Annotated in this window: 22 protein-coding genes; 10 read left to right on the top strand and 12 right to left on the bottom strand. The window is 48.6% G+C overall.

Features of this window, described 5'->3' with window-relative positions:
- Window positions 1-126: 126 nt before the first annotated feature.
- Window positions 127-2,031 (bottom strand): peptidoglycan D,D-transpeptidase FtsI family protein, encoded by a 1,905-nt coding sequence (locus tag QUB64_RS19435; protein ID WP_333273696.1) that lies wholly within the window; start codon window positions 2,029-2,031, stop codon window positions 127-129.
- Window positions 2,032-2,580: 549 nt separating this feature from the next.
- Here QUB64_RS19435 and QUB64_RS19430 point away from each other — a divergent pair.
- Both QUB64_RS19430 and QUB64_RS19425 read left to right on the top strand, forming a co-directional pair.
- Window positions 2,581-3,423, top strand: coding sequence for an RNA-guided endonuclease InsQ/TnpB family protein (locus QUB64_RS19430; protein WP_333273693.1), 843 nt, complete (start codon window positions 2,581-2,583; stop codon window positions 3,421-3,423).
- A gap of 36 nt (window positions 3,424-3,459) precedes the next feature.
- On the top strand, window positions 3,460-3,819 hold the full coding sequence (locus QUB64_RS19425) for a transposase (protein ID WP_333273690.1): 360 nt from the start codon (window positions 3,460-3,462) through the stop codon (window positions 3,817-3,819).
- A 76-nt stretch (window positions 3,820-3,895) separates the two neighbouring features.
- Here the strand turns inward: QUB64_RS19425 and QUB64_RS19420 are convergent, their stop codons facing one another.
- Window positions 3,896-4,480, bottom strand: coding sequence for a hypothetical protein (locus QUB64_RS19420; protein WP_333273688.1), 585 nt, complete (start codon window positions 4,478-4,480; stop codon window positions 3,896-3,898).
- 341 nt (window positions 4,481-4,821) lie between these two features.
- Between QUB64_RS19420 and QUB64_RS19415 the strand changes: the two genes are divergently transcribed.
- Both QUB64_RS19415 and QUB64_RS19410 read left to right on the top strand, forming a co-directional pair.
- A complete protein-coding gene (locus tag QUB64_RS19415) occupies window positions 4,822-5,067 on the top strand; it encodes a serine protease (RefSeq protein ID WP_333273685.1) in 246 nt (81 codons plus the stop codon).
- A gap of 119 nt (window positions 5,068-5,186) precedes the next feature.
- Entirely contained in the window at window positions 5,187-5,858 is a 672-nt protein-coding gene (locus QUB64_RS19410; protein ID WP_333273682.1) for a glutathione S-transferase family protein, read from the top strand.
- A 37-nt stretch (window positions 5,859-5,895) separates the two neighbouring features.
- On the opposite strand, the gene QUB64_RS19405 is transcribed toward QUB64_RS19410, so the two are convergent.
- The 7 genes from QUB64_RS19405 to QUB64_RS19375 form a co-directional block, all read right to left on the bottom strand.
- Window positions 5,896-6,513 (bottom strand): transcriptional regulator, encoded by a 618-nt coding sequence (locus QUB64_RS19405; RefSeq protein WP_333273679.1) that lies wholly within the window; start codon window positions 6,511-6,513, stop codon window positions 5,896-5,898.
- 517 nt (window positions 6,514-7,030) lie between these two features.
- A complete protein-coding gene (locus tag QUB64_RS19400) occupies window positions 7,031-7,669 on the bottom strand; it encodes a Uma2 family endonuclease (RefSeq protein ID WP_333273677.1) in 639 nt (212 codons plus the stop codon).
- A 478-nt stretch (window positions 7,670-8,147) separates the two neighbouring features.
- Window positions 8,148-8,798 carry a pilus assembly FimT family protein gene (locus QUB64_RS19395; protein WP_333273674.1) on the bottom strand — a complete coding sequence of 217 codons (651 nt, stop codon included), beginning with the start codon at window positions 8,796-8,798 and terminating at the stop codon, window positions 8,148-8,150.
- A 59-nt stretch (window positions 8,799-8,857) separates the two neighbouring features.
- Window positions 8,858-9,919: a hormogonium polysaccharide secretion pseudopilin HpsC gene (gene hpsC, locus QUB64_RS19390; RefSeq protein ID WP_333273671.1), complete on the bottom strand. Its 1,062-nt coding sequence runs from the start codon at window positions 9,917-9,919 to the stop codon at window positions 8,858-8,860.
- 79 nt (window positions 9,920-9,998) lie between these two features.
- Window positions 9,999-10,619, bottom strand: coding sequence for a hormogonium polysaccharide secretion pseudopilin HpsB (hpsB, locus tag QUB64_RS19385; protein ID WP_333273668.1), 621 nt, complete (start codon window positions 10,617-10,619; stop codon window positions 9,999-10,001).
- Between the two features lie 36 nt (window positions 10,620-10,655).
- Window positions 10,656-15,878, bottom strand: coding sequence for a hormogonium polysaccharide biosynthesis protein HpsA (gene hpsA / locus QUB64_RS19380; RefSeq protein WP_333273665.1), 5,223 nt, complete (start codon window positions 15,876-15,878; stop codon window positions 10,656-10,658).
- 512 nt (window positions 15,879-16,390) lie between these two features.
- Window positions 16,391-16,564 carry a hypothetical protein gene (locus QUB64_RS19375; protein WP_333273662.1) on the bottom strand — a complete coding sequence of 58 codons (174 nt, stop codon included), beginning with the start codon at window positions 16,562-16,564 and terminating at the stop codon, window positions 16,391-16,393.
- A gap of 94 nt (window positions 16,565-16,658) precedes the next feature.
- Here QUB64_RS19375 and QUB64_RS19370 point away from each other — a divergent pair, with 94 nt between their 5' ends.
- Window positions 16,659-17,546, top strand: a complete 888-nt coding sequence (locus QUB64_RS19370; RefSeq protein WP_333273659.1) for a sulfotransferase — start codon at window positions 16,659-16,661, stop codon at window positions 17,544-17,546.
- A gap of 211 nt (window positions 17,547-17,757) precedes the next feature.
- Here the strand turns inward: QUB64_RS19370 and QUB64_RS19365 are convergent, their stop codons facing one another.
- Both QUB64_RS19365 and QUB64_RS19360 read right to left on the bottom strand, forming a co-directional pair.
- Entirely contained in the window at window positions 17,758-18,039 is a 282-nt protein-coding gene (locus QUB64_RS19365) for a hypothetical protein (protein ID WP_333273655.1), read from the bottom strand.
- Window positions 18,040-18,222: 183 nt separating this feature from the next.
- On the bottom strand, window positions 18,223-18,621 hold the full coding sequence (locus QUB64_RS19360; protein WP_333273652.1) for a hypothetical protein: 399 nt from the start codon (window positions 18,619-18,621) through the stop codon (window positions 18,223-18,225).
- 291 nt (window positions 18,622-18,912) lie between these two features.
- On the opposite strand from QUB64_RS19360, the gene QUB64_RS19355 reads away from it, so the two are divergent.
- The 3 genes from QUB64_RS19355 to QUB64_RS19345 all read left to right on the top strand — a co-directional run bounded on the left by QUB64_RS19355 (window position 18,913) and on the right by QUB64_RS19345 (window position 21,887).
- Window positions 18,913-19,809, top strand: a complete 897-nt coding sequence (locus QUB64_RS19355; RefSeq protein ID WP_333273648.1) for a sulfotransferase domain-containing protein — start codon at window positions 18,913-18,915, stop codon at window positions 19,807-19,809.
- Window positions 19,810-20,482: 673 nt separating this feature from the next.
- The gene (gene aroF, locus QUB64_RS19350) at window positions 20,483-21,328 is read left to right on the top strand and encodes a 3-deoxy-7-phosphoheptulonate synthase (RefSeq protein ID WP_333273644.1); all 846 of its coding nucleotides are present in this window, start codon (window positions 20,483-20,485) and stop codon (window positions 21,326-21,328) included.
- 358 nt (window positions 21,329-21,686) lie between these two features.
- On the top strand, window positions 21,687-21,887 hold the full coding sequence (locus tag QUB64_RS19345; protein WP_333273641.1) for a heavy-metal-associated domain-containing protein: 201 nt from the start codon (window positions 21,687-21,689) through the stop codon (window positions 21,885-21,887).
- 353 nt (window positions 21,888-22,240) lie between these two features.
- On the opposite strand, the gene QUB64_RS19340 is transcribed toward QUB64_RS19345, so the two are convergent.
- A complete protein-coding gene (locus QUB64_RS19340; RefSeq protein WP_333273782.1) occupies window positions 22,241-22,651 on the bottom strand; it encodes an ArsR/SmtB family transcription factor in 411 nt (136 codons plus the stop codon).
- Between the two features lie 145 nt (window positions 22,652-22,796).
- Here QUB64_RS19340 and QUB64_RS19335 point away from each other — a divergent pair, with 145 nt between their 5' ends.
- Together QUB64_RS19335 and QUB64_RS19330 are read left to right on the top strand one after the other, a co-directional pair.
- Window positions 22,797-22,964 (top strand): metallothionein, encoded by a 168-nt coding sequence (locus QUB64_RS19335; RefSeq protein WP_293327795.1) that lies wholly within the window; start codon window positions 22,797-22,799, stop codon window positions 22,962-22,964.
- A gap of 276 nt (window positions 22,965-23,240) precedes the next feature.
- A complete protein-coding gene (locus tag QUB64_RS19330; RefSeq protein ID WP_333273633.1) occupies window positions 23,241-23,504 on the top strand; it encodes a DUF7219 family protein in 264 nt (87 codons plus the stop codon).
- Window positions 23,505-23,687: the final 183 nt, after the last annotated feature.

The following is a 23,687-nucleotide window of genomic DNA, read 5'->3' as shown; positions in this document are numbered from 1 at the left end:
ATTAAGATCGTGTAGGGGTAAATTGACCGCAATATCGAGTCGGGGCGGGTTTACAAGCTCTCTCGCTCGATAGGAGACAAAGGTGAACCCGCCCCTACGGCAATTATGTCTCTTTAACGGCGCTTGCTACTTCTTGCTGGGCGGAATTTTCTCGATCGAAATCAGCGCCTCCATCACCGACTCCACAATCGGCGCCGCCACAATTCCCCCCGAACCACCCTTCGGCTCATCAATCACCGCCAGCACCACATACCGAGGATTCTCCACAGGCATAATCCCCACAAAGCTAGTAATAATCGCCGCCTTAGAATAACCCCCACCAGCATTAGCTTTTTGAGCCGTCCCCGTTTTCCCAGCAATCCGATACCCTGGAATTTGTGCAGCTTTCCCGGTACCACCATCAACCACAGTTTCCATCATTTCCAAAACCTGCTTAGTCGTTTCCGGCGAAAAAACTTGCTTCGGAACAGGCCTCGGCAGCTTCCAATAAGCTTGCCCTTCCCGATCGAAAAGTCCCCGCACAACATGAGGAGTTACCAACTTGCCACCGTTAGCCAAAGCCCCATTAAGCTGTACCAACTGCATCGGAGTAATCGAAAAACCCTGCCCAAAAGCCGTAGTAGCAGATTCCACCGGCGAATTAATAAATTGCTCTCGATTTTTGAGCTGACTGGTTACTTCAAAAGGTAAATCAGTTCCCGCAGTTTGTCCGAGTCCTAGTTTTTCTAAAGCTTGATAGTAAAGAGAAGATTTCATCGTTCTCATTATGTGCACCATCCCCACATTACTAGAATGTTTCAAAATCTCCGTAACAGTGGAAGGGCCGCGGGCGCCGGCTGATTGGTAATCGGAATTTTGAATAGTCCAGACATCGATATAAATCCGACCTTCGTCGTTAAACACACTGTTAGGTTTGACCGCACCGGCTTCCATGGCGATCGCCACATTAATCGGTTTAAAAGTCGAACCAGGCTCATAAACATCAGTTACAGCCCAATTTTTATAGCGCGACAAATCGAAATTAAAATATTGATTCGGGTCATAGGAAGGTTCCGCTACCACCGACAGCAACTCCCCGTTGCGGGCATCCATCACAATCACCGTGCCCCGCTTCGCCTCGTGTTTCTGCATTTTCTCCTTGAGAGCAATCCGGGCCGCCCGCTGCAAGCGACTGTCGATCGTCAATTGCAATTTCAAGTCATCAAGCTGCACAAAACCCGCCGTCAGTCGATCGGGAAGCCAATGCCCGTCGATCGACTTGCTAAATTGAATCGACGGCATCGAGCGTTCCAGCAAATTCTGCTGACTGTACTCTACCCCAGCCTGTCCCTTGCGTTCCCCATCCACATAACCCAGAATATCCGCCGCCAACTCCTGCTGCGGGTAAAAACGCTGCTGCTGCCGCACCAACTCCAGCCCATCCACCGGACTATCTTTAATTTGCATCCGCCCCACGCGATCGGCAACCTCTTGAGCCAGAGAATCCGCAATGGTAATGCCGCTTTCGGCGAGATTAAACCTTCGCAGCAGTTCAGTTTCCGCCGTATTGCCCGGGCCCACATCGATCGGCAGCATCGGAGCCAATTTAGCGGCAATATCGGCCTTGGAGTGCTTGAATAACTTCGGGTGAGCGTAGAGGGTGTACACCTGTCGGTCGATCGCCAAAACATTCCCTGTGCGGTCAACTATCGGGCGTCTGGGCACAAACGGCTTAGTTTTGAGAGTTTGCTGTTCAAGAGCCTGTTTGCGCAGCGCCGGAGCGCGCGTTACCTGCAAATAGAACAAATTCACAGCCAGCCCCAGCCCCCCCAGCATCAACACCGCCCACACAGCCCACAAGCGGAACTTGCTGCGTTTTAAACGCTCCAGCGGTGGCCCTGACCAAGGTGGAGCCGTCTGTTGTGGCGATCGACCATTCGTGCCAGAAACTCTCGGTTTAGCTTGTTTGCCCCACCAAGTGCGATCGCCCGACGGTTTTGGGCGTTTAAAATTCGGCGATCTGTAGCGGTCAAAACGGGGGTCATAACTCATAGCATTCAAAATCCACCGACAAGTGATACCATTTGAGATTTGAGATTTGAGATTTGAGATTTGAGATTTGGGAATTGAAGAATTGGGAATGATTGATAAATATGGGATTTAGATTGCGTGCTTACTGTTGCATTCTTTTTTTGAACTGGTATTAATGATTATTTTAAAATTTTAACCGACGGTTGGGATGCGGAAATCGATCGGCACTTGCACAAAAATCAAACCGGAAGCAAGACCCTCGGACACTTTCCCAAGAGGGCCCTCTCCGCGTTGACATTGCCCAAAAACGGGTACCAGCCCCCGACAGACAATCGTTGTGGATCTCCCAAAATTTGAGCTTGACAGACTCGAATCCCTCGCGCGATAGCGTACTCGCTTCGCGCGTGGATGCTATTTCGCGCGTGAGAGATGGATTCCATCCGTCTGCAATCCGACTCTTCGTCGCTCTCGGCAAACAGACGGATGGACTCGCTGCCGAACAAATCTTCGCCCTTGTCTTGTCTTTGCCTTCGTGTTATCATAGGTCTGCCTGTGGCGATAAATAACAGTGTGTTAAAAGCAGTCAAAGTCAGAATCTATCCCAGCGAGGAACAGCAAAGCCATCTAGCGCAAGCTTTTGGCTGTGTCCGTTGGGTATGGAATCAGTCGTTGGCTACCATGTCCCAAACCTACAAAGAGACTGGGAAAGGGATCTCTGCTTTCACGATGAAGAAACAGCTCCCGATCTGGAAGACTGAGTTTGAATGGCTCAAAGAGTGTTATTCTCAATGCCTTCAGTCTTCGGTCTTGAATCTATCTCAAGCGTTTATTAACTTCTTTGATGGTCGAACTGCATACCCAATATTCAAGAAACGCCACGGCAAGCAATCGATTCAATTCCCACAAAACGTTAAAATTTTGGGTGCTGAGGAGATTAAATTCCCTGGTAATCTGGGAATAGTCAAAGCTAAAATTCATCGTAAATTGGTTGGTCATGTAAAAACTGTTACGGTGTCTAAGATGCCTGACGGTAGTTATTATGCCTCGCTATTGATGGACGATGGTATTGATAAGCCAGCTACCAACAAAGAGGGCAAAGCTATTGGGATTGACCTTGGGCTACTTGACTTTGCTGTCAACTCTGACGGCTCGAAGTACCAGAATCCTCGACATCTCAAGCAGCACGAACGCAACTTGAAGCGCAAACAGAGGAAGCTATCTCGCAAGAAAGATCAGACGACCAATAAGCGACGTAAGGCTAAATTGGCTGTTGCTAAAGTCCACGCCAGAATCGCTAGAGTCCGCGAAGATTTCCGGCATAAACTATCCCGTAAGATAGTCGATGAGAACCAAATCATTGTCGTAGAAAATCTGGCAGTCAAAAACATGGTAAAGAATCATAATCTTGCCTGATCCCTCAGTGATGCTGGCTGGGGATTTTTTGGCACTATGCTCATGTACAAGGCAGAAGCGTTCGGAAAAGTATACCTAGAAGTCGGTCGATTTTTCCCGTCGTCGCACCTCTGCTCTGAAACTTTACTGTCGTTGCCCAAAATGGATCGGTCTGTCCGCGAATTTAACTGTCCACACTGTGGGAAACGGCACGACCGAGACATAAATGCGGCTATCAACATAAAAAATGAAGGCTTACGGATATTGGCGTTGGGAAAGGGCGTTACTGCCCTTGGAGGCAATGTAAGACCTTCATCGGTATGGGCAAAAATCCACTGTCGCCGAGGCTGTGGCCCAAGAAGAGGGAAGCCCCCAGCATATCGGTACTCCGATTGCTGGCGGGTAGTTCACACTTAAGGTTCAAGCCTCCAGATTCATCTGTGGAGTCAATTATTCAATTCTTCAATTCTTCAATCGATCGACTGACATTGCCTCAATAGCCCAGTGGCGTCGCCACACCCGATCGATTCTTGAGAGCAGGTTCTTCTGAGTTTGGTGCCACCACAACGGGCGATCGACGTTCCTGAACCGGCTGCAAGAAAATCGTGTCCGCAGGCTTCTGCTGAGCCAAGCCGGTTTCTGGATTTTCAGCTTCTTTAGCAAGTTGATGTTTCAAGACTTCGCTGGCCGCACTCAACTGCTGTTCCCCCCGGCGCAGAGTTTCCAGCTTTTGATACTCTTGACTCCAGCGCTGCTCGCCGTAAACAGTCAAGCCGTAGAGAGTCAGAGCACCGCCCAACAGCAGTACCACTGCCGCTGAGGAGGCGCGCTCCACCCTCAGTAGCGATCGCAGCCACATCGGCTGCCACTGGCGATCGGGCATCACTTTCAGCACTGATGCTGGCGCGCCAGGCCCAGGCTGTTCGTCGGCTGCCAAGTAGTTGGGCAATACCGGCCCAGTATGAGCCCGTCTAGCTCTGGCAATAGAAGTAACTTTGCTTTTGGTAGGGTGAGCAGCGGGCTGGCGGGGCGCTCGCGATCGGCGATGAGCATCTGGGGATCTGATAGCAGCGGTCATAGAGTTCACCAATACGTAAAGTGGGGCAGATAGCAGCTTGATAGAGGCTAGGAGTTTTTTCGGTTGCCGATCGCCTCGGCGTGCCAATCACCGGAGCGATCGGTTATCCTTACCAAAGATACCTCACAAACCAACCAACCCATCCTACCACTGGTCACATTGACTTCAGGATTTGCCAAAAAAAAGGAAATTTTTGCCAGTTCGTCAGAATCAATGTGAAATTTATTAATAAATGCAGTATTGTAATCAACGAGCGAATCGTTGATCTATTCGTGCCAGCATTGTTTCTCAAGTACACTATTCCCTTCCTTGCGATGGGTTTTGAATGTTAAGGAGTGTTTATGAACAAGGGTTTAATTCGTTTGACTTTGGTAATGGGCATTGCAGCAGCCCTGGGCGCTTGCGGCGGTGAGGGCGGCGGCGGTGGCCCGAGCCCCACTCCAGGTGGCGGCACTACTCCTCCTCCTGTTTCAGCTCCAGCACCGAAGGAAACTCCAAAGGCTACTCCTGGCGACAAGCCTGCGGGAGACAAGCCTGCGGGAGACAAGCCTGCGGGAGACAAGCCTGCTTCTCCTAAAAAGCCCTAACTAGGGAATCGCGGAGTACAACCCCCAACGGGCCTAGCCTCCGGGTGAAAAATGGTTCGCTCTTCGCATTTTTTCATCTCATCGGTCTAGGCCTCAAGTTGGGTGTTATTTATTGTCAGATGCTTTTACTACAGTTCAGCACCTCCCCTTACTGCCGCAAAGTCCGCTTAGCGCTGGGTTACAAGGGCATCCCCTTTCAAGTGGAAAATTTGACTCCGGGCCTGCACGTTTTGAAACTCAAGCCTCTCACGGGGGGTTTGAGGACAGTGCCGGTACTGCTGCCTCAACTTGAAGGTCAACCAGGGGCGATCGCAGACTCGACGCAAATTTTGCACTCGATCGAGTCTCGCTTTCCTTCGCCGCCGCTGTTGCCGGCAGACGAGAGTTTGCAAGGAGAGGCTTGGATGATCGAAGACTGGCTCGATGAAAGCATCGGCATTGCCACTCGATTTGTTTACTACGAGTTTCGCGCCGGTGCGGGCAAGGAAATCGACCCGTCTGTTTTGAGTCAGTTAGTGATTCAATTGGCGCGTCGTCAGTTCGGCATTAACCGGGCTTCGGCAAAACTCGCCGAGTTGCGCCTGAGTGCTGCTTTAGGCTTGTTGCACCGTCGCTGGCAAGATGGTTCCTATTTGGTAGGCGACTCCTTGAGCGTGGCAGATCTTGCTGCTGCCGCGCTGCTGAGTCCTTTAGCTTTGATTCCTCAATACCGCATTGACTATCCTTGGCTGTTTGAGCGCATTGCCCAAATTCACGCACTTTGCGGCGAAACCCTGCCTCCGGGATTTTAAAGTTTACCCCTAAAGGCGATCGCAATCGGGCTCGATGTCAGTAGCAGTATCTGCCGTTTTTAGCTGTCGGTTGTCTGGTGGAGGTGCGCTTATGTCCTAAGAGAGTGGAGATGATGACGCAGCGTTCGCTCTTGTTTAGGTTGGGATGAGATAGTGTTAGGGTTCCTTTGGCTCTGATACTGGTTAGCGTGCAGTCGTGGTCGTTTCGAGATACTGGGCAACCTCGATAGTTGAACATGACTCGCCTGATTTTTCCGTTTTCTGTTTGAGCGTTGTTTTCATTTACTTCAAGCACTGTTGTTTCATTTGTATCTATTTTAATTTGCGGTTCTAGGTTTTTCCATTGACTCGCTGGTAATTCGGCTGGGGTAATGTCGGCTGGGTGGACTGCTACTTGTACGTTTTCTCCTACTTCTTTGAAGCTGGCTTGCCATGAAATTTTGTCGCGTTTGGCGTTGCTGCGGGCAAGTTCCATTGCCCAATAAGCCCGATCGAGCGATACCTTTAAACGGTGGTTGTTGATGAACATTAGCCAAGAGGGGGTGGCGATCGCACAAAATATCCCGATGATTAAAATAATTATCAATGTCTCAACCATTGTAAAACCACCGGCAGGTGTAGCGGCTCTGCCTTTGAGCATTTTATTGATTAACATTTTGATGCACTCCTTGATATTGAGCTTGAAATGAAAAATTGCTAGGAGGAACTATTTTTGATGTGTCGATCTTAACTTTGAAGTTGGTGAGTGTGTAGAGCGGGATTTACTGAAAATTTATACCTATTGAAAAAAGCTGCGCGCCCCGATACGGCAGTGACGTTTCCCTACAGACATCGCTTTGAATGTATATTTTCTGACAAAAATGCAGTCATGACACGACAGTGCCGTTTCCTACAGACATCGCGTTTGATGTATATTTTGTGACAATAATGCAGTCAGAACACGGGAGTGCCGTTTCCCTACACAGATCCCCGATCGGATAAATCGCCTCATTGATTCGATCGCCCGCTGCGGATAAATCGCCTAAAAACCTTTGTATCTCTCGTTGATCGCCTAGGTAAGATCCCCCTCGCATCCCCCGATCGAAGGGGACTTCGATCGCTTCGGGTCCCCCCCTTATTAAGGGGGGTTAGGGGGGATCTGGCCTATGAGATCAGAGTCGATCGCCCGATCGCTAAATTTGCGATCGCACCCAAGATCGAAAGGCTTTCATGGTGACGTTTCGGCCGGCTGTTTTGCTTTGTTCGATATACTGAGGGATGAGATGGGCGATCGGGAAGTTGGGAAATTGGAGACTGCGATCGGACTGTATGTATTTTCCATCTTGCAAGACACTGATTTGCAGGCTGCGGCCGTTGTAGCGCCACAATTCGGGAACTCCCAATGCTTCGTAGTTGTTGAGCTGTGTGCGCGATGTGATGTCGATTTCGATGGCTAAATCTGGAGGTGGATCTGTGGCTAAGTCGATGCGGTTTTTGCCTCGAACTGCTGCTTCGTTTTGGATATAGAAACAATTATCTGCTTCTAATCCTTGAGCCATATTTGCATTTTTTAATGTGGTTGAACCCAAAGACCAAAAATCTATATTTAGTTCTTCGAGTAGTGCTTCTACCAAGTTACCAATCAGGACTTTGCCAATTTCGTGTTCCATGCAGGGAACCATTATTTCTAAAGTTCCGTTGCTGTATGAAAGTCGGGATGAGCGGTTTTCTCCCAATTCTGCTAATATGGTTTCATACATCTGCCAGGTTATGTCTTTTAGCTGTAATTGATTTCCTGGCTGGACTGTGATTTGTTTGAGTTCTAGCTGCATAGTTTGAGTGTTTTAAGGGGATTTGAAATATCAAATAATTTATGTAATGCCATTTTGCGATCGGATTAAATACAGGATACGTCGCCGTGCCTTTCGTCGTGTTAATTTAAGCGCTAAAACCTTTGTATCCCTCGTTTATAGCCGAGACCAGATCCCCCTAAATCCCCCTTAAGAAGGGGGACTTTGATAAGAATCCTGTCCCCCCTAAATCCCTCGATCGAAGGGGGACTTTGATAAGAATCCTGTCCCCCCCTTAAGAAGGGGGGCTAGGGGGGATCTGGCCTCGGGTATAAACGAGAGATACAAAGGGCTTGATCCTGATTGTTGACACGATGAAAGCCATTGCCGTGAGGAGTGCGGGGAGCTTTTAATAATTTCTATAAGATTGAGGATTCTAGCAATACTTTTTTAAATTGGTATTAATATATTTTAGCAAGTCAGAACTTATGCGGAATCGCTGTTAGAGATTACAAAATATCTAGGGGACTACTGGACAACCCTCTTTTGTATTCGTATCGTATTTTCCCTCAGCAGTTCGCATCCCTCCTAGGAGGGTTTCCACAATTACGCACTGTTTTGTGTCGCCACCAACAGTAGAAACTGTTACCACCAAAGGTAATGTTGGACTGCTTGAATCGACTACACCGTTATAATTAAAAATAAGTGATGTAGCAGTCGTGCACGCACTATTAGGAGGACAGCTAGCAACAGAAAGAGGTTCAAGCTGTCCTTTTTTGATTTCGCCTCCAGCGTCGAAAGTCACTGTTTGTAGGGGAGGGAGAGGAGTCGCGGGTGGTGGATCTGTTTTAAGCTCAATTGTAGCTTTTGGTGGGTCAGATGAGTCAAATGTAACTATGATATCGCGCTTGCTTCGCTTGGCTTCGCTTTGTGCTGTACGCAAGGTTTGGAGAACTCGATCGTTCACAGTGCGGACTCTTTGTCTGTTGATGAATCCCAGCCAGCCCGGAGCGGCGACCGCACTTAGTATACCTAATACCAACACTGTCGCCACCACTTCTAGAAGAGAGAACCCCTCATCGCCCTTTCTGGATGCAGTCTTGTTGAAATTAGGGCTGGCTTTGGCGGCCGACTTATGCAAAAGTTTTAATAATATTCGTGGGGTTTTCATTGTAGTCTCCTGTTTTTATCCAACACTTGCGCAATTAGTAAATCATTCTCAAATACAAGTTAGTTTCCTCGCGCCCCCAAACCTTGTACTTGAACACTTGCTGTTGGGAAAAATGCCGAATTGTTGGGGTTATAATTAGCATCGGTTTGAAGGCGACGGAGGCTATTTCCTCTGATAGTAACTCTGGCTAAATTTCTGCGTGTATCTACACAAGCGTAGAAGCTATTTACAGTATCCGGGGCGGGTACTCTTAGCGTTGCTTCGGGAATTTCTGTTGGCGTAACCCCTATTGTAACGCTAGGATTTCCAAGAGCTTTCTGGCATTCTGCTTTGTCAATTTGTTTTTGTTCTGGGCTGTGGTCGATGTAATTAACCAATACCTGAGGGTTTTTTGCCCCTGACTTATCGGTAAATCCCGCTGGATTTGTCACATTAACTGTTGGATTGTTGAGGTTAAAACTTTTATCTGGGTCAGTTTCACTATTAAAACCTGGATCTGTTTGCTGAGCATCTGTTGTGTTCGTAGGACCGTAAGGCTGCCCGGTTGCGGTGTCTGTCAGTCGATCGATTCCATCTCTAATTTCATAGCGGGCTATACGGGTAGGGCAATTCCCTCCAGACGGCTGACACCAAGTAGAGAGGGTATCTTTAATTTGGTAGTAAGCAACTAAAGAACGCACGTAGGTGTCGTTACATTGACGGGGGTTCATGTACTGATCGCAAGTCTTAGGTTTTGCAGCAACAGTCGAATTCCTAGGAAGAGAATTTTTGAGCGGCTGGCGCTTCCAGAATACCAGAACAGGAGTTCCTGAAGCGGTAGGTAGGAAACTGTTAATAGCAGTAATTCCAGCGTTATCGTAAATATAAATAGATTGACTCAAATCTTGGGCGATGAAGTCAACCGCCGCCTGAATGTCTTGCTCGGTGTTTGACTTGAGTTGTTCCTTCCTGTCGGTATTCAGCATATCGACTACAAAGGCGAGCATCGGGGTGATGATTAAAAATGCCATAATCGAGCCAACCAATAGCTCGACTAGAGTCATGCCCTTTTCTATTTGATCTGGCTCAGAGCGGTTTTTTTGGTGCTTAGTTTTGAGAAGCAACCTGAGTAAATTTTTCATTTTTACTTCTTCCTTTGCCGAGTGGTTGGGAGGTGTTTTAATCTAATAACACTCACTGTAATTATTGGCATACAGTCGTTCATGGTTTTTTGAGGCGATCGGAGATTGAGTTATACGAAGGAGTTCCAGTAGCGGGAATCTCTGTAGACATTTCTACTACTGGCATTGCCCGATTGCCCAAACCCGAACCCACAATTGATTGTTTGGTATCCTTGGGAGCTGTCAGCGCCGGAGCGCCCTGAGCAAAGGAATCAGCCCTGTAAACCCGGACTAAGAGCTGGTAGCCTTTTGATGTGGGATCGCCACCTGTAATAGATGTATCTTTATTCAGCCAAGCCCCCTGAACGTAAAAGCCTTTGTTGGTACTCGGGTCACAACCTCCTCCCATGTCAACGCAGTATGTGTCACCAACTGCCGGAGGTGGTGTACCTGCCAAGTCGTTTGCTGGTGCTGGTTTGGGGAACCCCGAGCCACCGGGTTTGATACTACCTGTTCTGAGAGCGTCAATGTAAGATTTCCCCGCCTGCGCGGCCAGTTCAGTCCGCCGCGCTTGGACGCGAGTTGCTACTGAGAAAGCCATCACCGGGGCGATCGCGATCATCAGCACCGAAACTACAATTATCGCCACCAACGACTCGATAATCGTGTAGCCACCATCTGGCGACTTGGATAAATTTTGCTGTTGTTGTTGTTTGTGCATAAATTAGACCTCCAGTAATTGCGCGACCGAAAGTTATTAATAGGGGAATGTCCCGCAGTTGTCCTTGGCGCTAATGGAAGTAGCTGCCTTGTTGTCTTTTGCGTTGACTGCGCATATCAAAGTTTTTACCCATCGATCGCTCCGAGGTACTTCCCGGAAAAATTCGGCAGGCTGAGTGATTGACGGAGGAGTAGTAAACTTTTGAGTAAACAAGTCTGGCGACTGAGATAGCAGACCCACGTCATAACCCCAGTTCCGGGTTGGCGGGTTGAAGAATGGAATCTGACGGTTGCCTGTCGCAATGTTGTAATTTCTTTGCTCAGCTATAGTCAGATTCGTTGGTGCAGGACTCAATTGATCGAACAGGCTGGTGATTGATCCTGCTGGAGAGTTATTAGGCAGAATTGGCTGATACGGTGCGGTACTAAAGGCGCTGCGGTTTAACTGAATGAAACTGCCTCGAATATTAGTAGTAAATTGCCCATTCGGTCCCCAGCTTTCCAAGAATCGGGGCAAGTTTTGCAAACCGCCATTAAAGTCTCCGCTGGTGGCGTTGAGGGTTCTTGAGGGAGTGTCGTTAGCTCCGATGATGAGATTGAAAGTTGTATTTGCAGCTTGCGGTATCCACCCTGTCTGTAGGACAGAAAGATTACCTTGTTGCTGGCCCGACTGTGCTGTACTCACGTTTAGGATCTGTAAGACTGGGAACAACAGCGGCTGCGAGCCGTTATATACCGTCGGTGCATAGGCAGGAGTCGGTGCGTTTGGTGGTAATGCTGCTGTTACAGTTGGTAGCCGTGTATTGCTGCCATCTCTAGTGTCGGCGGCGGTAGCGCTGGTGTTGACCAGATACGGTGTCGTGCTGCCATCGTAAGTCGCCCGCGTACCACTAGCTCCTGTCGCAAACCACAGAGAATTTCTGCCATTGGTAACAGCAGGGGGAGCAGCAGCAGCAGCAATAGCAGTGCCTCCAGTAATTCCAAAAGGCTGTGGCCCAGCTGCTGGACTTCTGTCAAAAGCCACGCGGCGAGGGAATCGCTGCAATGCCGCTACTGGCGGATCGACTGTCGATCCAGCTTGAAAAGTGCTTGTTGTAGTAGGCGCAGTGTAATTTGGGTTAGCAGTGACTGCCGTGGCTGCCGACACTGGCGCCGCCGCAAGTGGATCGACAACCCAGTCTGCATCCCCGCACTCAGAAACCGGTAGTTTTGTGCAAACTTCCATCAGATACTCCGGGAAAGGCCCGCGCCGCTGCACTGGGGTGACAAAGTTGTTGAAGTACGAACTCCATGGGAGGCCGCCTGATGTCGGTAGCGGGGGAGCTGGTGGATTCACGTAGGTAGCGTCTGTAAGCGTTGCACCGGTAGCACCTGGGGTACCGACTAAATTGCCGTTGTTTGAAAACGCCCCGCTGGAAAGTCCGTTAGTCACAAAGTTGTTGTTGAAAAATCCTCTTTGTCGGCGGCGAAGTACGGCATCAGCACCTGCATTGTTTCTCAGGTCAAAATCTCCCTCGTTGCGGAACCCAAAGCGGTAATTGTCTGAAAGCAGCGTGACAGCATCTGCCAGCACAGTGGCCGGTCTCCAGTAGTCGCCTCCACAGGTGAGCAACCTGGGGTCGCCCGCGCGACAAGCAAAGTTGGGGTTTAGCTTCTTGTTGCGGGTATAAAAATTGCCCCAATCAGATGCCACGATTTCTTGAAACTCTTCAACTGGGTTAAAAGTCGCTGTCGCACCTGGAGTGAGAGGTGCAGTTTGCCCGTGTGGGTTAAATTGTCCTTTGATGTAAACCGGCAAGTTCGATACTAAGGTCAGCCCTTTTTCTCTGACTACATCTCCTATGCTAGTTACCGCTCGGGGGGTGTTTCCTGTGCCGCGAAATAGGAATTGACCGTTAATCAGCATAATGCCGTTCGGCTTGCGGGTGGGATCGAGCCTAGAGTCTGAGGGGCTGAGTCTTTTGTTTGTGGCTTCGTCAGCAGCACGATAACTGCGATCGGGCAGCGCATCGTCCCGGCTGGCATATACAATCCCACTGTTAGGCAACAGCCACTCAGCAGCAGTAGTATTTGGCCCTGTAAATGTTTGCCCGCGCAGGCTGGCGATATCTAACTGGGTGACGCGAATTTCTAGAGGTTGTCTTTCTTCTAGAGGTTGGTTGTAGTTGCCTGTTAATACTGCTGCTGGGGGGGCGGGTGCTTGGGGGTCGGCAGGCAGAGGACTGCTCAGGGTAAAAGCTTCGTTAACGGCGGTTCTTGCGTCGTCTCGATCGACTGCTTTGATTTCTCTGCCGTTTAAAAATGCTACTTCTTGAATTGCTCCAGGAGGAATCAGTGCGGGGTTAGGAGCGGCACCACTGAGAATTGCGATCGCGCAATTAGTCGAGTCGATCGCAGCTTTTTGTGCTAGCGTGCGATTTGCAGGGGCCACTTGCAGCGCCGTTCTTAACGGCCCATTGGCAAACCTACCGTCTGGAAATACCATGTTTGCCTGGGCCTCCAAAACAGCACTTCCACCGGTCAGCAAGCCTGTATTGGCGATCGGTCTAGAAACAGGGGGTTGCGCTGTTCCCGGGAATGTGTAGGCGATACCGTTGTTGGAGCCGATGAATGCTTGCTGCGCTCCTAGTCCCGTCATTTGTCTTGCCGGATCAGACGCCTGCCTTCCCTGTCCGCTGACATCGGGTAGGGGAAGAATATTTCTGGCTGTGGAAGCGTTACTGGGGTCGTAATAGCTGCTGACACAGGCAAATGGGGTTTGGTCTGGATTCGGATCTGTAGGATTGTTGAAGCCACTGTTGGCGTAGTGATACACTGCCGATGCCCGCATCTGTAAGTCGCCCTTGGCAAACTTGCGAGCAGTGGGGGCTAGAGCAATTCCCGGAAGTAGAGTATAAGGTTCTGCTGGGGGGAGAGTTGCACTGATATCCGCAGCACTAGACCAAGCTCCCTGCCAGGGAGTCCAGTTACCGGAGCCAGTGCCAGTACCATTGTTATAGACCTGAGAACCAGGCCCAAGCGGCGACATCGGCATGGTATCCGGCCAGACTACAGGGTACTGCTCTGTCACGGTAGTTGTTGCTGGGTCGTCGTAAGTCTGGTTGGCAGGGGGGGCAGCAACGGCAATTAGGGGGCCTTGCTTTTGACCGCCTGGATCTGTCCATCTGGGTGGTGGCAGGAAGGAGTTAGTGCGATCGTAGATCCCAGCACTGGTAATTACCCGAAGACCGCCAATGCCATCGAGGGGATTTCGCGGTATTTGAGCTGCTGCTCTTTCCCAAAAACTGTCTTGGAAGGCGGTGGTGGGCGCTTGTCCCCAACCGTTGCCGCGGTCTGTTCCTCCGATATCGGCGAGCTTGGTGAGTTGGGTCATGCGCTGGCGCGCTCCACCGTCAACATTTTGTGGTTCTTTTCCTAAAAACTTTTGCTTTTGATCGCTCCACCGTTGTGCTGGCAAGTTATTGCCTACCGCTATGCGATCGCCCAATCTCTCTTCGTTTGCATTAGATGGTAATGCCGATCCATCTGCGTGTGTTGTTTCTAGCTGATTTAGACGGAGGTTGAGTCCTGTCGAACCAGCAGCACTGCCTTGTTCAGCCGTTCCTGTTGTCGGAAGGCTCCAATCATTTCTCGGTCTTAGATTGTCTTTATTTCCTTGAATGTAAGAATTGTACGCCACGCCCGGAACTACTCCTCCGTCACTTCCGAGCGCTGCTTCTGCAAAAGGAACTTTCCGCAACCTTTCTTTAAAATAAGATTGCAGCGCATCGGGACGACTCAGAGGAGGATTTGAGCTGCCCGCAGGGGGGTTCGTCATTAGTTGAACTGACACAGGGTCGTTGACACCTTTTGGACTTGGATCTGCTAACAGTTGACCCTGCACCAGTGCGTTTAACCGCTGTGAGTAAGCATCGCTGTTGTAAAGTACCTGAAGGCTGTTTTCATTAACTGATTTATTCGTGGTGTCAATTGCCGGTGATGCTGTGTCGGGCTGGGCTGGATCTTTTTTTGTTTTGAAAAGATGTACTTCTACTGGATTTGCGGTCGTGCTATCTCCAGCCCACCCGTTGACCACGTTGCCGGCTACAGCAATTCTGCTATTTTCCGGATCGTAAAAACAAGAGTTCTTGCTGCTAACTTCAAATAGTCTGATACTTCGGGCAGCACTTAATCCCGATACTAATAAATTGCTATTTGTGAATACCCGCCCGTTCAGGTTTAGCGGAGGGCCCGGAGATATATCTAAGTCGTCTTCATATACAACCGCATTGTTGCTGAGGGGAATGCGGCTTTGGTCTTGCTGATATTCTAGTGCAGAGATGCTGGGAGTTCCCGTAAAGGCTTGATACTGGTTTGTAGGTAAGGCGTTTGCTGCTATATCTTCCTGTTCGATCGGTACGTTTACCGTATAGACAAAGAAACTTTTTTTAAGTTTGCCATCCAGTTTGTACCAGCCGGAATCTCCCACCAAACTAGCGATGGTATTGCCGGCATCCTCCGTCGCACAAGCGGGATCTAAAGCTCCCAAAGACATAGGTGGCGTTCTGGCATCCAGTGGCTGTCTCGCCCGAGAGAAAGTGCCAACATCCTGAGGAGTGCCAACAGATATGCGTGGAGGAGTTCTAAAAAATATGGAATATAGGGTAAAAGTGTCAAATTTACCGTCGTTGTTTGTATCGACGGGATATCTCCAAGCTGTATTGATCGCTTCACTTTCTCTTTGTCCAGTTGCGATCGTTTCCAGGGGTGGTTTTGTAGGATCGGCGCTCGCGACAGCATCCAGACTCGTACCATCGTTGACTGGATACTTAAGTATTAAACGCTCTTCATCCCCAAACACATACAAGTCTTGATTTGCAGCGGCGGGAACTGCCGACATGATCCGATACATTTCTGCATCTGTGGGAGTAGCCGTCGGCCTTTGCGGGTCTTCGTACAGCATGAACTGAATTTTTGCTTTTGCCCGATCGATCGCCGGAGTAGCCGCAGCCAGCACCTGCTGGTTGACGCGCACGTTGCGAGCCATATTCCCCCGATCGAACGATCGCAGAGTAATCGCCACTGTCAACAAAATCACTACCAGCAACACCATCGTCACCGTCGGCAGCACAAACCCCGCCACAGGCAGATTCGCCCTGCGGCCCATAGCCATCATGGCTTGCAGCATTGCTCTCATCAGCCGCTTCGCCCCGGATCTGGTAACACCAGCAATCCGCCGCAGCAGCGATACGATAACTTTGGATAATTTGCTTTTAAACATTGACGCCTTCCTGAATAATTTCAGAGATGGTATTGCAGGTAGTTACTGCTGGACAGTACGATCCCATTTTTATAGTTCCCAATTTCCACAACATCCATATCAGCCCTTGCAAAAATTCACAAAATGTGTAATTCCACTGAGAAATAAAATCGACAAACCCGCAATCAGGTCTGCTACCGATATATTTTCCCCGAAAGATTTGCCCCGCAAGGATTTGGGCTGGGGAACTCCACTCTAGTCTAGTTCGATCGAGATGTCAGTGCCCAGTGGCAAATAGAGGACACGGCGCCGTGCCCTTCTTCGTGTCAATTTAAGCTCAAAGGTAGTGCTGGTCTTCTGTCTGGCGATTAAGGCTAGATCCCCCCTAACCCCCCTTAAGAAGGGGGGGACAAGAAGCACTCAAAGTCCCCCTTCTTAAGGGGGATTTAGGGGGATCTGGCCTCGGCGGTAAACGAGAGATTACAAAGGGTTCCAGGCTGGTTGTTGACACGGCTTTGGGCAATGCCGTTTCCCTACCCAAAAACTGCTATAAAAGTGCGATCGAATTTTGGTTGTTGTGCGATCGCCCGTAGGGGAAGGGCACTGCCATGTCTACAACCCATCGGGCGATCGAATCGACGTTGTGCATCAATGTGCGATCGCCCTACGGGAAACGGCACTGCCGTGTCCTCCTCTAACCCTTGCATATAAACTTAAACTACAGTTGAAGTTTTCGCAGATTGCCACTAAAATTGAAAAGCCAACAAACAACATCAATTATAACAGTAACTAATTTTTAACATGGAGTTTAAAATCAAACATGAAGAGGACTTGAAAAAAGTTCCAACAATCGAAGAAGCTCTTAAAACATTTTCTGTCAGGTGGCCGAATATTAAAAGTAATTGCGATTCGAGTCCAGTATTTATATTTTCTGCTGGTTGGAGGTCAGGGTCAACTCTTTTGCAAAGGTTAGTGATGTCATCAGGTTCTATCATCGTATGGGCTGAACCCTACGGTCGTGCAGGATTAATCGACCATTTATCTAGCCCCCTCAAATCTATTACTGATAGCTATCCTGCTGCTGAATGGTTTATTGATGAAGTTTTAAGCGATCGAGCTCCACTGTCTGACTTGGCTGGTGAATGGATTGCCAACCTTTACCCAGACATAAAATACTTACTTGAATCCCATATTGCCTTCCTGCTAAATCATTTTGAAAACCCGGCAAAGGCAAGGGGGATTTTGCGATGGGGACTAAAAGAAGTCAGGTTGACTATCGATCACGCTATTTACTTAAAATGGCTGTTTCCTAATGCCAAATTCCTGTTTTTGTATAGAAATCCTTATAATGCTTATGCTTCTTTTCAGGGCTTTTACTGGTACAAAAAATGGCCAAATGAACCCGTCTACACCCCAGAGCAGTTTGGATTGCACTGGAAGAATTTACTTCAAGGATACATTGCAGACAGTCATAAAGTAAAGGGAATGCTAATAAAATATGAAGATTTATGCAATGAAGAATTTGATTTTCCTGAGTTACAAAATTATTTGGAACTCAAGCTGAATAAAACGACTATCGAAAAAGTCATATACAGTACAAAGCGTCAGGCAGCGCCAGAAGAATTGAGATTATTAAAGAGTGTGGTAAATCCTTTAGCTATGGAGCTTGGCTATGAGCTGGAGGAGTGACAAATCGCATAAAATCGGAGCATCTCAGCTTTATATTTGTAGTGCTGTCCCCGCTCGCTAGCTATAATAGTTAGGGCCAGATCCCCCCTTAGCTTGCCCCCTACTCCCCCTTAAAAAGGGGGGAACCGGAAATACTCTTGTCCCCCCCTTCTTAAGGGGGGCGCCGGGGGGATCGAATCTGGGCAAAAGTGCGATCGTCTGCCCACAAATATCAAGCAGCAGCCGTAGCATTTGCTTGCAGCGGCTCAATTTCCTCCGGCGCAGCGTAACGGCGCGGGTCCTTAAAACTGCCAGCAGCCAGCCAATTAGGATTTTGGGCCGCCTCGCAACCAATCACGTAAAGCGAAGATTCGTTAAAAGCAGCCCAGAGAGCATCACAAGCCTGTTTATCCATCCGTGAATCTGCGATCGGGCGATCGTGAATCACAGCAAACAAATCAAACTCATTTCGTTTGGGATTCCACTGATATTGCAAAGTAGGATCGTAACCCATTTGGATCAATTGTGCGATCGCGGGTAATAGTTAGGGCCAGATCCCCCCGGCGCCCCCCTTCAGAAGGGGGGAACCGGAAATACTCTTGTCCCCCCCTTCTGAAGGGGGATTAGGGGGGATCGAATCTGGGCAAAAGTGCGATCGAATATCCGTAGCAAAAGTGCGATCGCCCGCCCACAAATATCAAGCAGCAGCCGTAGCATTGGCTTGCAGAGGCTCAATTTCCTCCGGCGCAGCGTGACGGCGCGGGTCATTAAAGCCCCAAGCAAATAACCAATCGGGGTCAGCGTGTCCGCAGCCGATCGAATATATCTGACTTTGCCTAAAATGTTTAAAAAACTCCTGACACTTTTCGTCAGTCATTAGCGACTCATCTAGTGGCAAATCATGAATCAGAGCATACAAATCAAATTCATCTCGCTCTGGATTCCATTGATAGCGCAATTGGGGACTGTAACCAAGTTCGCTCAGCTTTGCCAAAGCCTCATCAGAGTTAGCGTAGCCGTCTAATCGAACGCGGTTGAGACAAACCACTACCTGAACGTGGCGGTACTTTGCGGGTGTTAATCGACATTCAGTCATGAGTTTTTCCCTCTTTTCTCATCACAAGTGTAATAGGCTCTCCCAGTTACGTTTGTATCTCTCACTTATAGCCTAGTCTCGATCCCCCCTAGCCCCCCTTCTTAAGGGGGGAACCGGAAACGCTCTTGTCTCCTCCTTCGGGGTATAGGGGGGATTTAGATGATTGTGGCGTCAGACAGCAGATCGGTACTGCTCTTGTCCCCCCCTTATTAAGGGGGGTATAGGGGGGATCGAGATGATTGTGGGCTCGGACAGCAGACAGGTACTACATAAGACATTAAATTGACACCAATGCTAAAAAAACCACAACCCCGCCGAGTTAATTGGACGATCGGGCGATCGCAACTCGACTGTAAGCTATATTTATCAACAGTTCGACGCCCAAACCGACACCAACCAAGCGCCAGATATCATCACCAACCCATGAAACAACCCTCCAAACCCCCCGATTTCATCATCATCGGCGTCCAAAAAGGCGGCACAACATCCCTGTACAACTACCTGATCCAACATCCCCAAATCGCCCCCGCCGCCCAAAAAGAAATCCATTATTTCGACCTCAACTTCGACAAAACCCCCGACTGGTATTATTCTCAATTTCCCCAAGTACAAAGCGGCGAACACCTGCTAACCGGAGAAGCCAGCCCCTACTATATTTTTCATCCCCGAGTCGCCCAGCGCATCCACGATTTATGTCCCAAAGTTAAAATAATCGCCCTGCTGAGAAACCCAGTAGATCGCGCAATTTCCCATTATCATTACTACATAAAAATTGGATACGAATCGCTGTCTCTCGAAAGTGCGATCGCCCACGAGTCAGAAAGACTCAAAGGCGAAATCGAAAAAATCCTAGCGAGTCCAAATTACTACAGTTACCAGCACCAACACCACACATATTTAAGCCGCGGCATTTACGCCGACCAACTTCCAGCGTGGATGCAGCTATTTCCCAAATCACAACTTTTAATCCTCAAAAGCGAAGATTTGTATATCAATCCTTGCGGCACATACAACAGTGTGTTAGAATTTCTAGACTTGCCGCCGCACCAACTAGAAATGTACGAAAAATACAATTCCAACCAATATCCCCCCGTGAGCGAGACAGTATACGAGCAATTGAGGGCATATTATCGATCGCCCAATCAGAGATTAGCTCAATTGTGCGATCGAGACTTCGGCTGGGACTGAAATCATAATTGTGTGATTGCGAGTTTTATTCTGTCATTGCGAGCTCTTAGCGAAGCAATCGCCAAAACCCGAGATTGCTTCGCGGACTCGCAATCACAATAAGTAATTTTTAACTGGTTCCCCGGCTGAGCCTGGGAACCTATATCTAGAGGCTCTGCCTCGCTCTTGAAAATCGAGGCAGAGCCTCGGGATGTGCGTTACCAGGCTCAGCGAAAGTAACGAGTAATTGCCGTAGGGACACGGCAATGCCGTTTCCCTACCTGTTGAAAAAAATGCTTGACATTCCTACCACTCTGTGCTAGCTTAGCGAATAGTATTGTATTTAATCAGTAAATCGCATCGCTTCACTTATGTTCACACCAAACAGCTATTTTTATTTTTGGCAAGGTCAAGTTCGCCCGGAGTGAATTTACAATTCACTGTGAACATCCGGGCGAACCGCAGCTTAACACCTGCGGTTTTGTTTTTTCTACTTCTTGTTCCAACCACCAATCATCGCAAGCGAAAACAGCAATGACATTATTCAGTAACTGGTACTACGGCTTTTATTTTTGGCCCTGCAGGAGTTCTGGGTAAATTGTCGTGCTGTCTTGTCGCGCCAACCCGGAACTCCTTAAAGGTTCCGGGTTTTTTGTTGTCAACCAATCACTCGATTTTCTAGGAGAATTCCGTCATGTTAGATGCCAAACTCGCAACCAAATCTCATCCCGAACACCAGACTATTGTCAAACTATCAGAAACTGTCTCTGTCGGCGGTACAGAATTGTTAATCGTAGGCGGGCCCTGTACCGTGGAAAGTTCCGAACAAATGGAGACAGTCGCCCGCAAACTCTCAGTCGCACCGGTGCAGGCTTTGCGGGGGGGAGTCTACAAACCGCGCACTTCTCCCTATGCTTTCCAAGGGATGGGAATTGAGGGGCTGGAAATTTTAGCCGATGTCAGCAGGCGTTACGGTTTGCCGGTGGTGACGGAGGTAATGTCGATCGCCCAAATCGAGCCGGTTGTCGCCTGTGCTGATATGCTGCAAGTAGGCAGTCGCAATATGCAAAATTTTGAGTTACTCAAGGCGATCGGTCAAGCCGGAAAACCAGTCTTACTAAAACGCGGTTTGTCAGCCACCATCGAAGAATTTGTGATGGCCGCCGAATACATTCTCAGCCACGGAAACCCGAATGTAGTTCTGTGCGAAAGAGGCATCCGCAGCTTCGACAATTACACTCGCAATGTCTTAGATTTAGGTACAGTCGTAGCGTTGAAACAGTTGACTCATTTGCCAGTAATTGTAGACCCTTCTCACGCCGCCGGCAAGCGAGAATTAGTCGCACCTCTAGCAAAAGCAGCGGTTGCTTGCGGTGCTGACGGGTTAATTGTTGAGTGTCACCCGCAACCGGAAAAATCGGTTTCTGACGCGCGGCAAGCTCTTTCTTTGCCGGATATGGTGGATTTAGTTGCAAGTTTGCGGCCTGTGGCGGCGGCCGTCGGGCGGTTCGTACTGAAGTCATTAGTCATTAGTCATTAGTCATTGGTTGTTGGTTGTTGGTTGTTGGTTGTTAGTCATTGGTTATTGGTTGTTGGTTGTTGATTGTTGGTCATTGGTCATTTTACCCGCTCGCGAAGTCGAAGGGTGGTCATTTTACCCGCTCGCGAAGTCGAAGGGTGGTCATTTTACCCGCTCGCGAAGTCGAAGGGTGGTCATTAGTCATTGGACATTGGACATTGGACTTGAGACCTCTTTCAATAAAATTGGGACGATGCTCGCGTGTCCATCCCACAAGAAAAAAAATTGTGGGATGGGCACGCGATCCCGTCCCAAAAACCGAAATTTGATTAAAATAAAAGCAGAATCAATCCTGTCATCTACAAGATCTCGCTTAATTATGGCACTCTTACTTCATGTTCCGTCGATCGTCTGTTCCGGCTGCGGAAACACTATTACCGAAGCAATTAAAACTGTTGAACCCGAAGCTAAGATTGATGTGGATTTAGCCGCCAAGACTGTGACTGTGGAAGCGAAAGCCTCGGAAGAGTCTATTAAACAAGCTGTGGTTGCTTCCGGTCACACTGTTCTCGAAGCCTAATATTAGGATAAGCCCTGGTTTGCAGTCAGGGCCCCTTTACAGATAATGGCTTGCATGAATCTTTGGTTGGGGAGGGCGAGTTTACAAATATTCTCGATGTGCATCATAGATATCGGTGAACTCGCCCCTACAGAAATTACCAATGACAACTGACAACTGACTACGGATGCATGAATCTTGGGTTGGGGAGGGCGAGTTTACAAATATTTTCGATGTGCATCATCAATATCGGTGAACTCGCCCCTACAGAAATTACCAATGACTAATGACTGCTGACTAATGACTAATGACTAATGCCCAATGCCCACCCTTCGACTTCGCTCTGGGTAAAATGCCCAATGACTAATGACTAATTAAGATTCTTCGTCTAAGTGCTCGGCGACTGCTCGGTAAAGTTCTAAAACGTGCCGATCGAGTAAACTATAAAAAACTTGTCTGCCAACTTTGCGGTAACTTACCAACCGTATCGCCCGCAACGCCCGCAATTGGTGCGATACCGCCGATTCGCTCATGTTCAAAACCGCCGCCAAATCGCACACGCACAGTTCTTGTGTTGCCAAAACAGACAGCAGCCGCAGCCGGTTCGCATCTCCCAAAAGACTGAAAAACTCTGCCATCCGCTGGGCTTTGGCGGTGTTGAGAACTTGTGTTTGGATGTCCCCGGCCCGCGAGGAGTCAACTACGTGCGATCGCCCGCACGTTGGTGTATCGTTTTCTTGGTCAAGCTGACTTATCGCTCCGTTAACAGCAGACTTCGGTGACATCTTTTCCCGGCTGATTTTAATTCTCATTTTCATATTAGCGCGATCGGCTCACCTTTTGTTACAAAACTTTTACATCTCCTTGACATACACCTGAATATATGTTCATATATTGTAATAGGAAACACACCCACCAGGAGAATGTAAAATGACCACTGTCACCCAAATGAAATGCGCCTGTCCTTCTTGTTTGTGCGTTGTCAGCCTGACTGAAGCCATCGAAAAAAGCGGCAAATCATACTGTTCGACTGCTTGCGCTGACGGCCACCCCAACGGTAGCGGCTGCGGGCACACCGGCTGCGAGTGCAGTAAATAGATATTCGGCTTCCCAAAAGGTTAAGGAACCCCTGTCAAAATCTATCTAAAGGGAGATGCGCTGTGTGCATCTCCCAATTCTTGTGTTTTTAGGTTAAATTAAGGTTAAAATAACGGTAATTAAAGGTTAAAATTGCCTTAATAGACTAAGAACACAGCGAAAAAGCACAATTGTTACCTGCGGAATACAATAAAAGCAAGTTAGGGTCGCGATAGTCAGTACAAATACTGCTATTAATAGCAGAGACAGAACCAAAAGTTTAATTAGGAGGGGGCAATGAAAGAGCGGGAAGATTTTTTACATCCTCGCAGTCGCTACTACGGTGATTTCACGCCTGAAAACTTGGCGTTTAATGCCAATTTGCAGGAATTTGCTCAGAAAATAACTTATATTTGCTCTCTGGAAACTGGGGGTAAAATTAGCGCTGAGAAAGCCTATAAAGATATTAAGGCGCTTTGGAAAAACTTAAAATCGTCTAAGAAGCAATTGGGAATTGGACAAAAACCCCCCAGTACCGATGACGGAAATTCGCCTTATTGAGAAAGTGCAATTAGGTTTGTAGTGAGGAATTTATTCCTCTGATTGATGCGGACTAAAGTCCTCACTACGAACCACATGGCTGCACTACCGAAAGGGTGTACAATTGCCTCTGATTGATGCGGACTAAAGTCCTCACTACGAACCACATGGCTGCACTACCGAAAGGGTGTACAATTGCCTCTG

Origin of the sequence: Microcoleus sp. Aus8_D2, from assembly GCF_036702665.1 — a bacterium.
GTDB lineage: Bacteria > Cyanobacteriota > Cyanobacteriia > Cyanobacteriales > Microcoleaceae > Microcoleus.
Note: the sequence above shows the minus strand (reverse complement) of the source record. Positions and strands in the feature narration are given on the sequence as shown.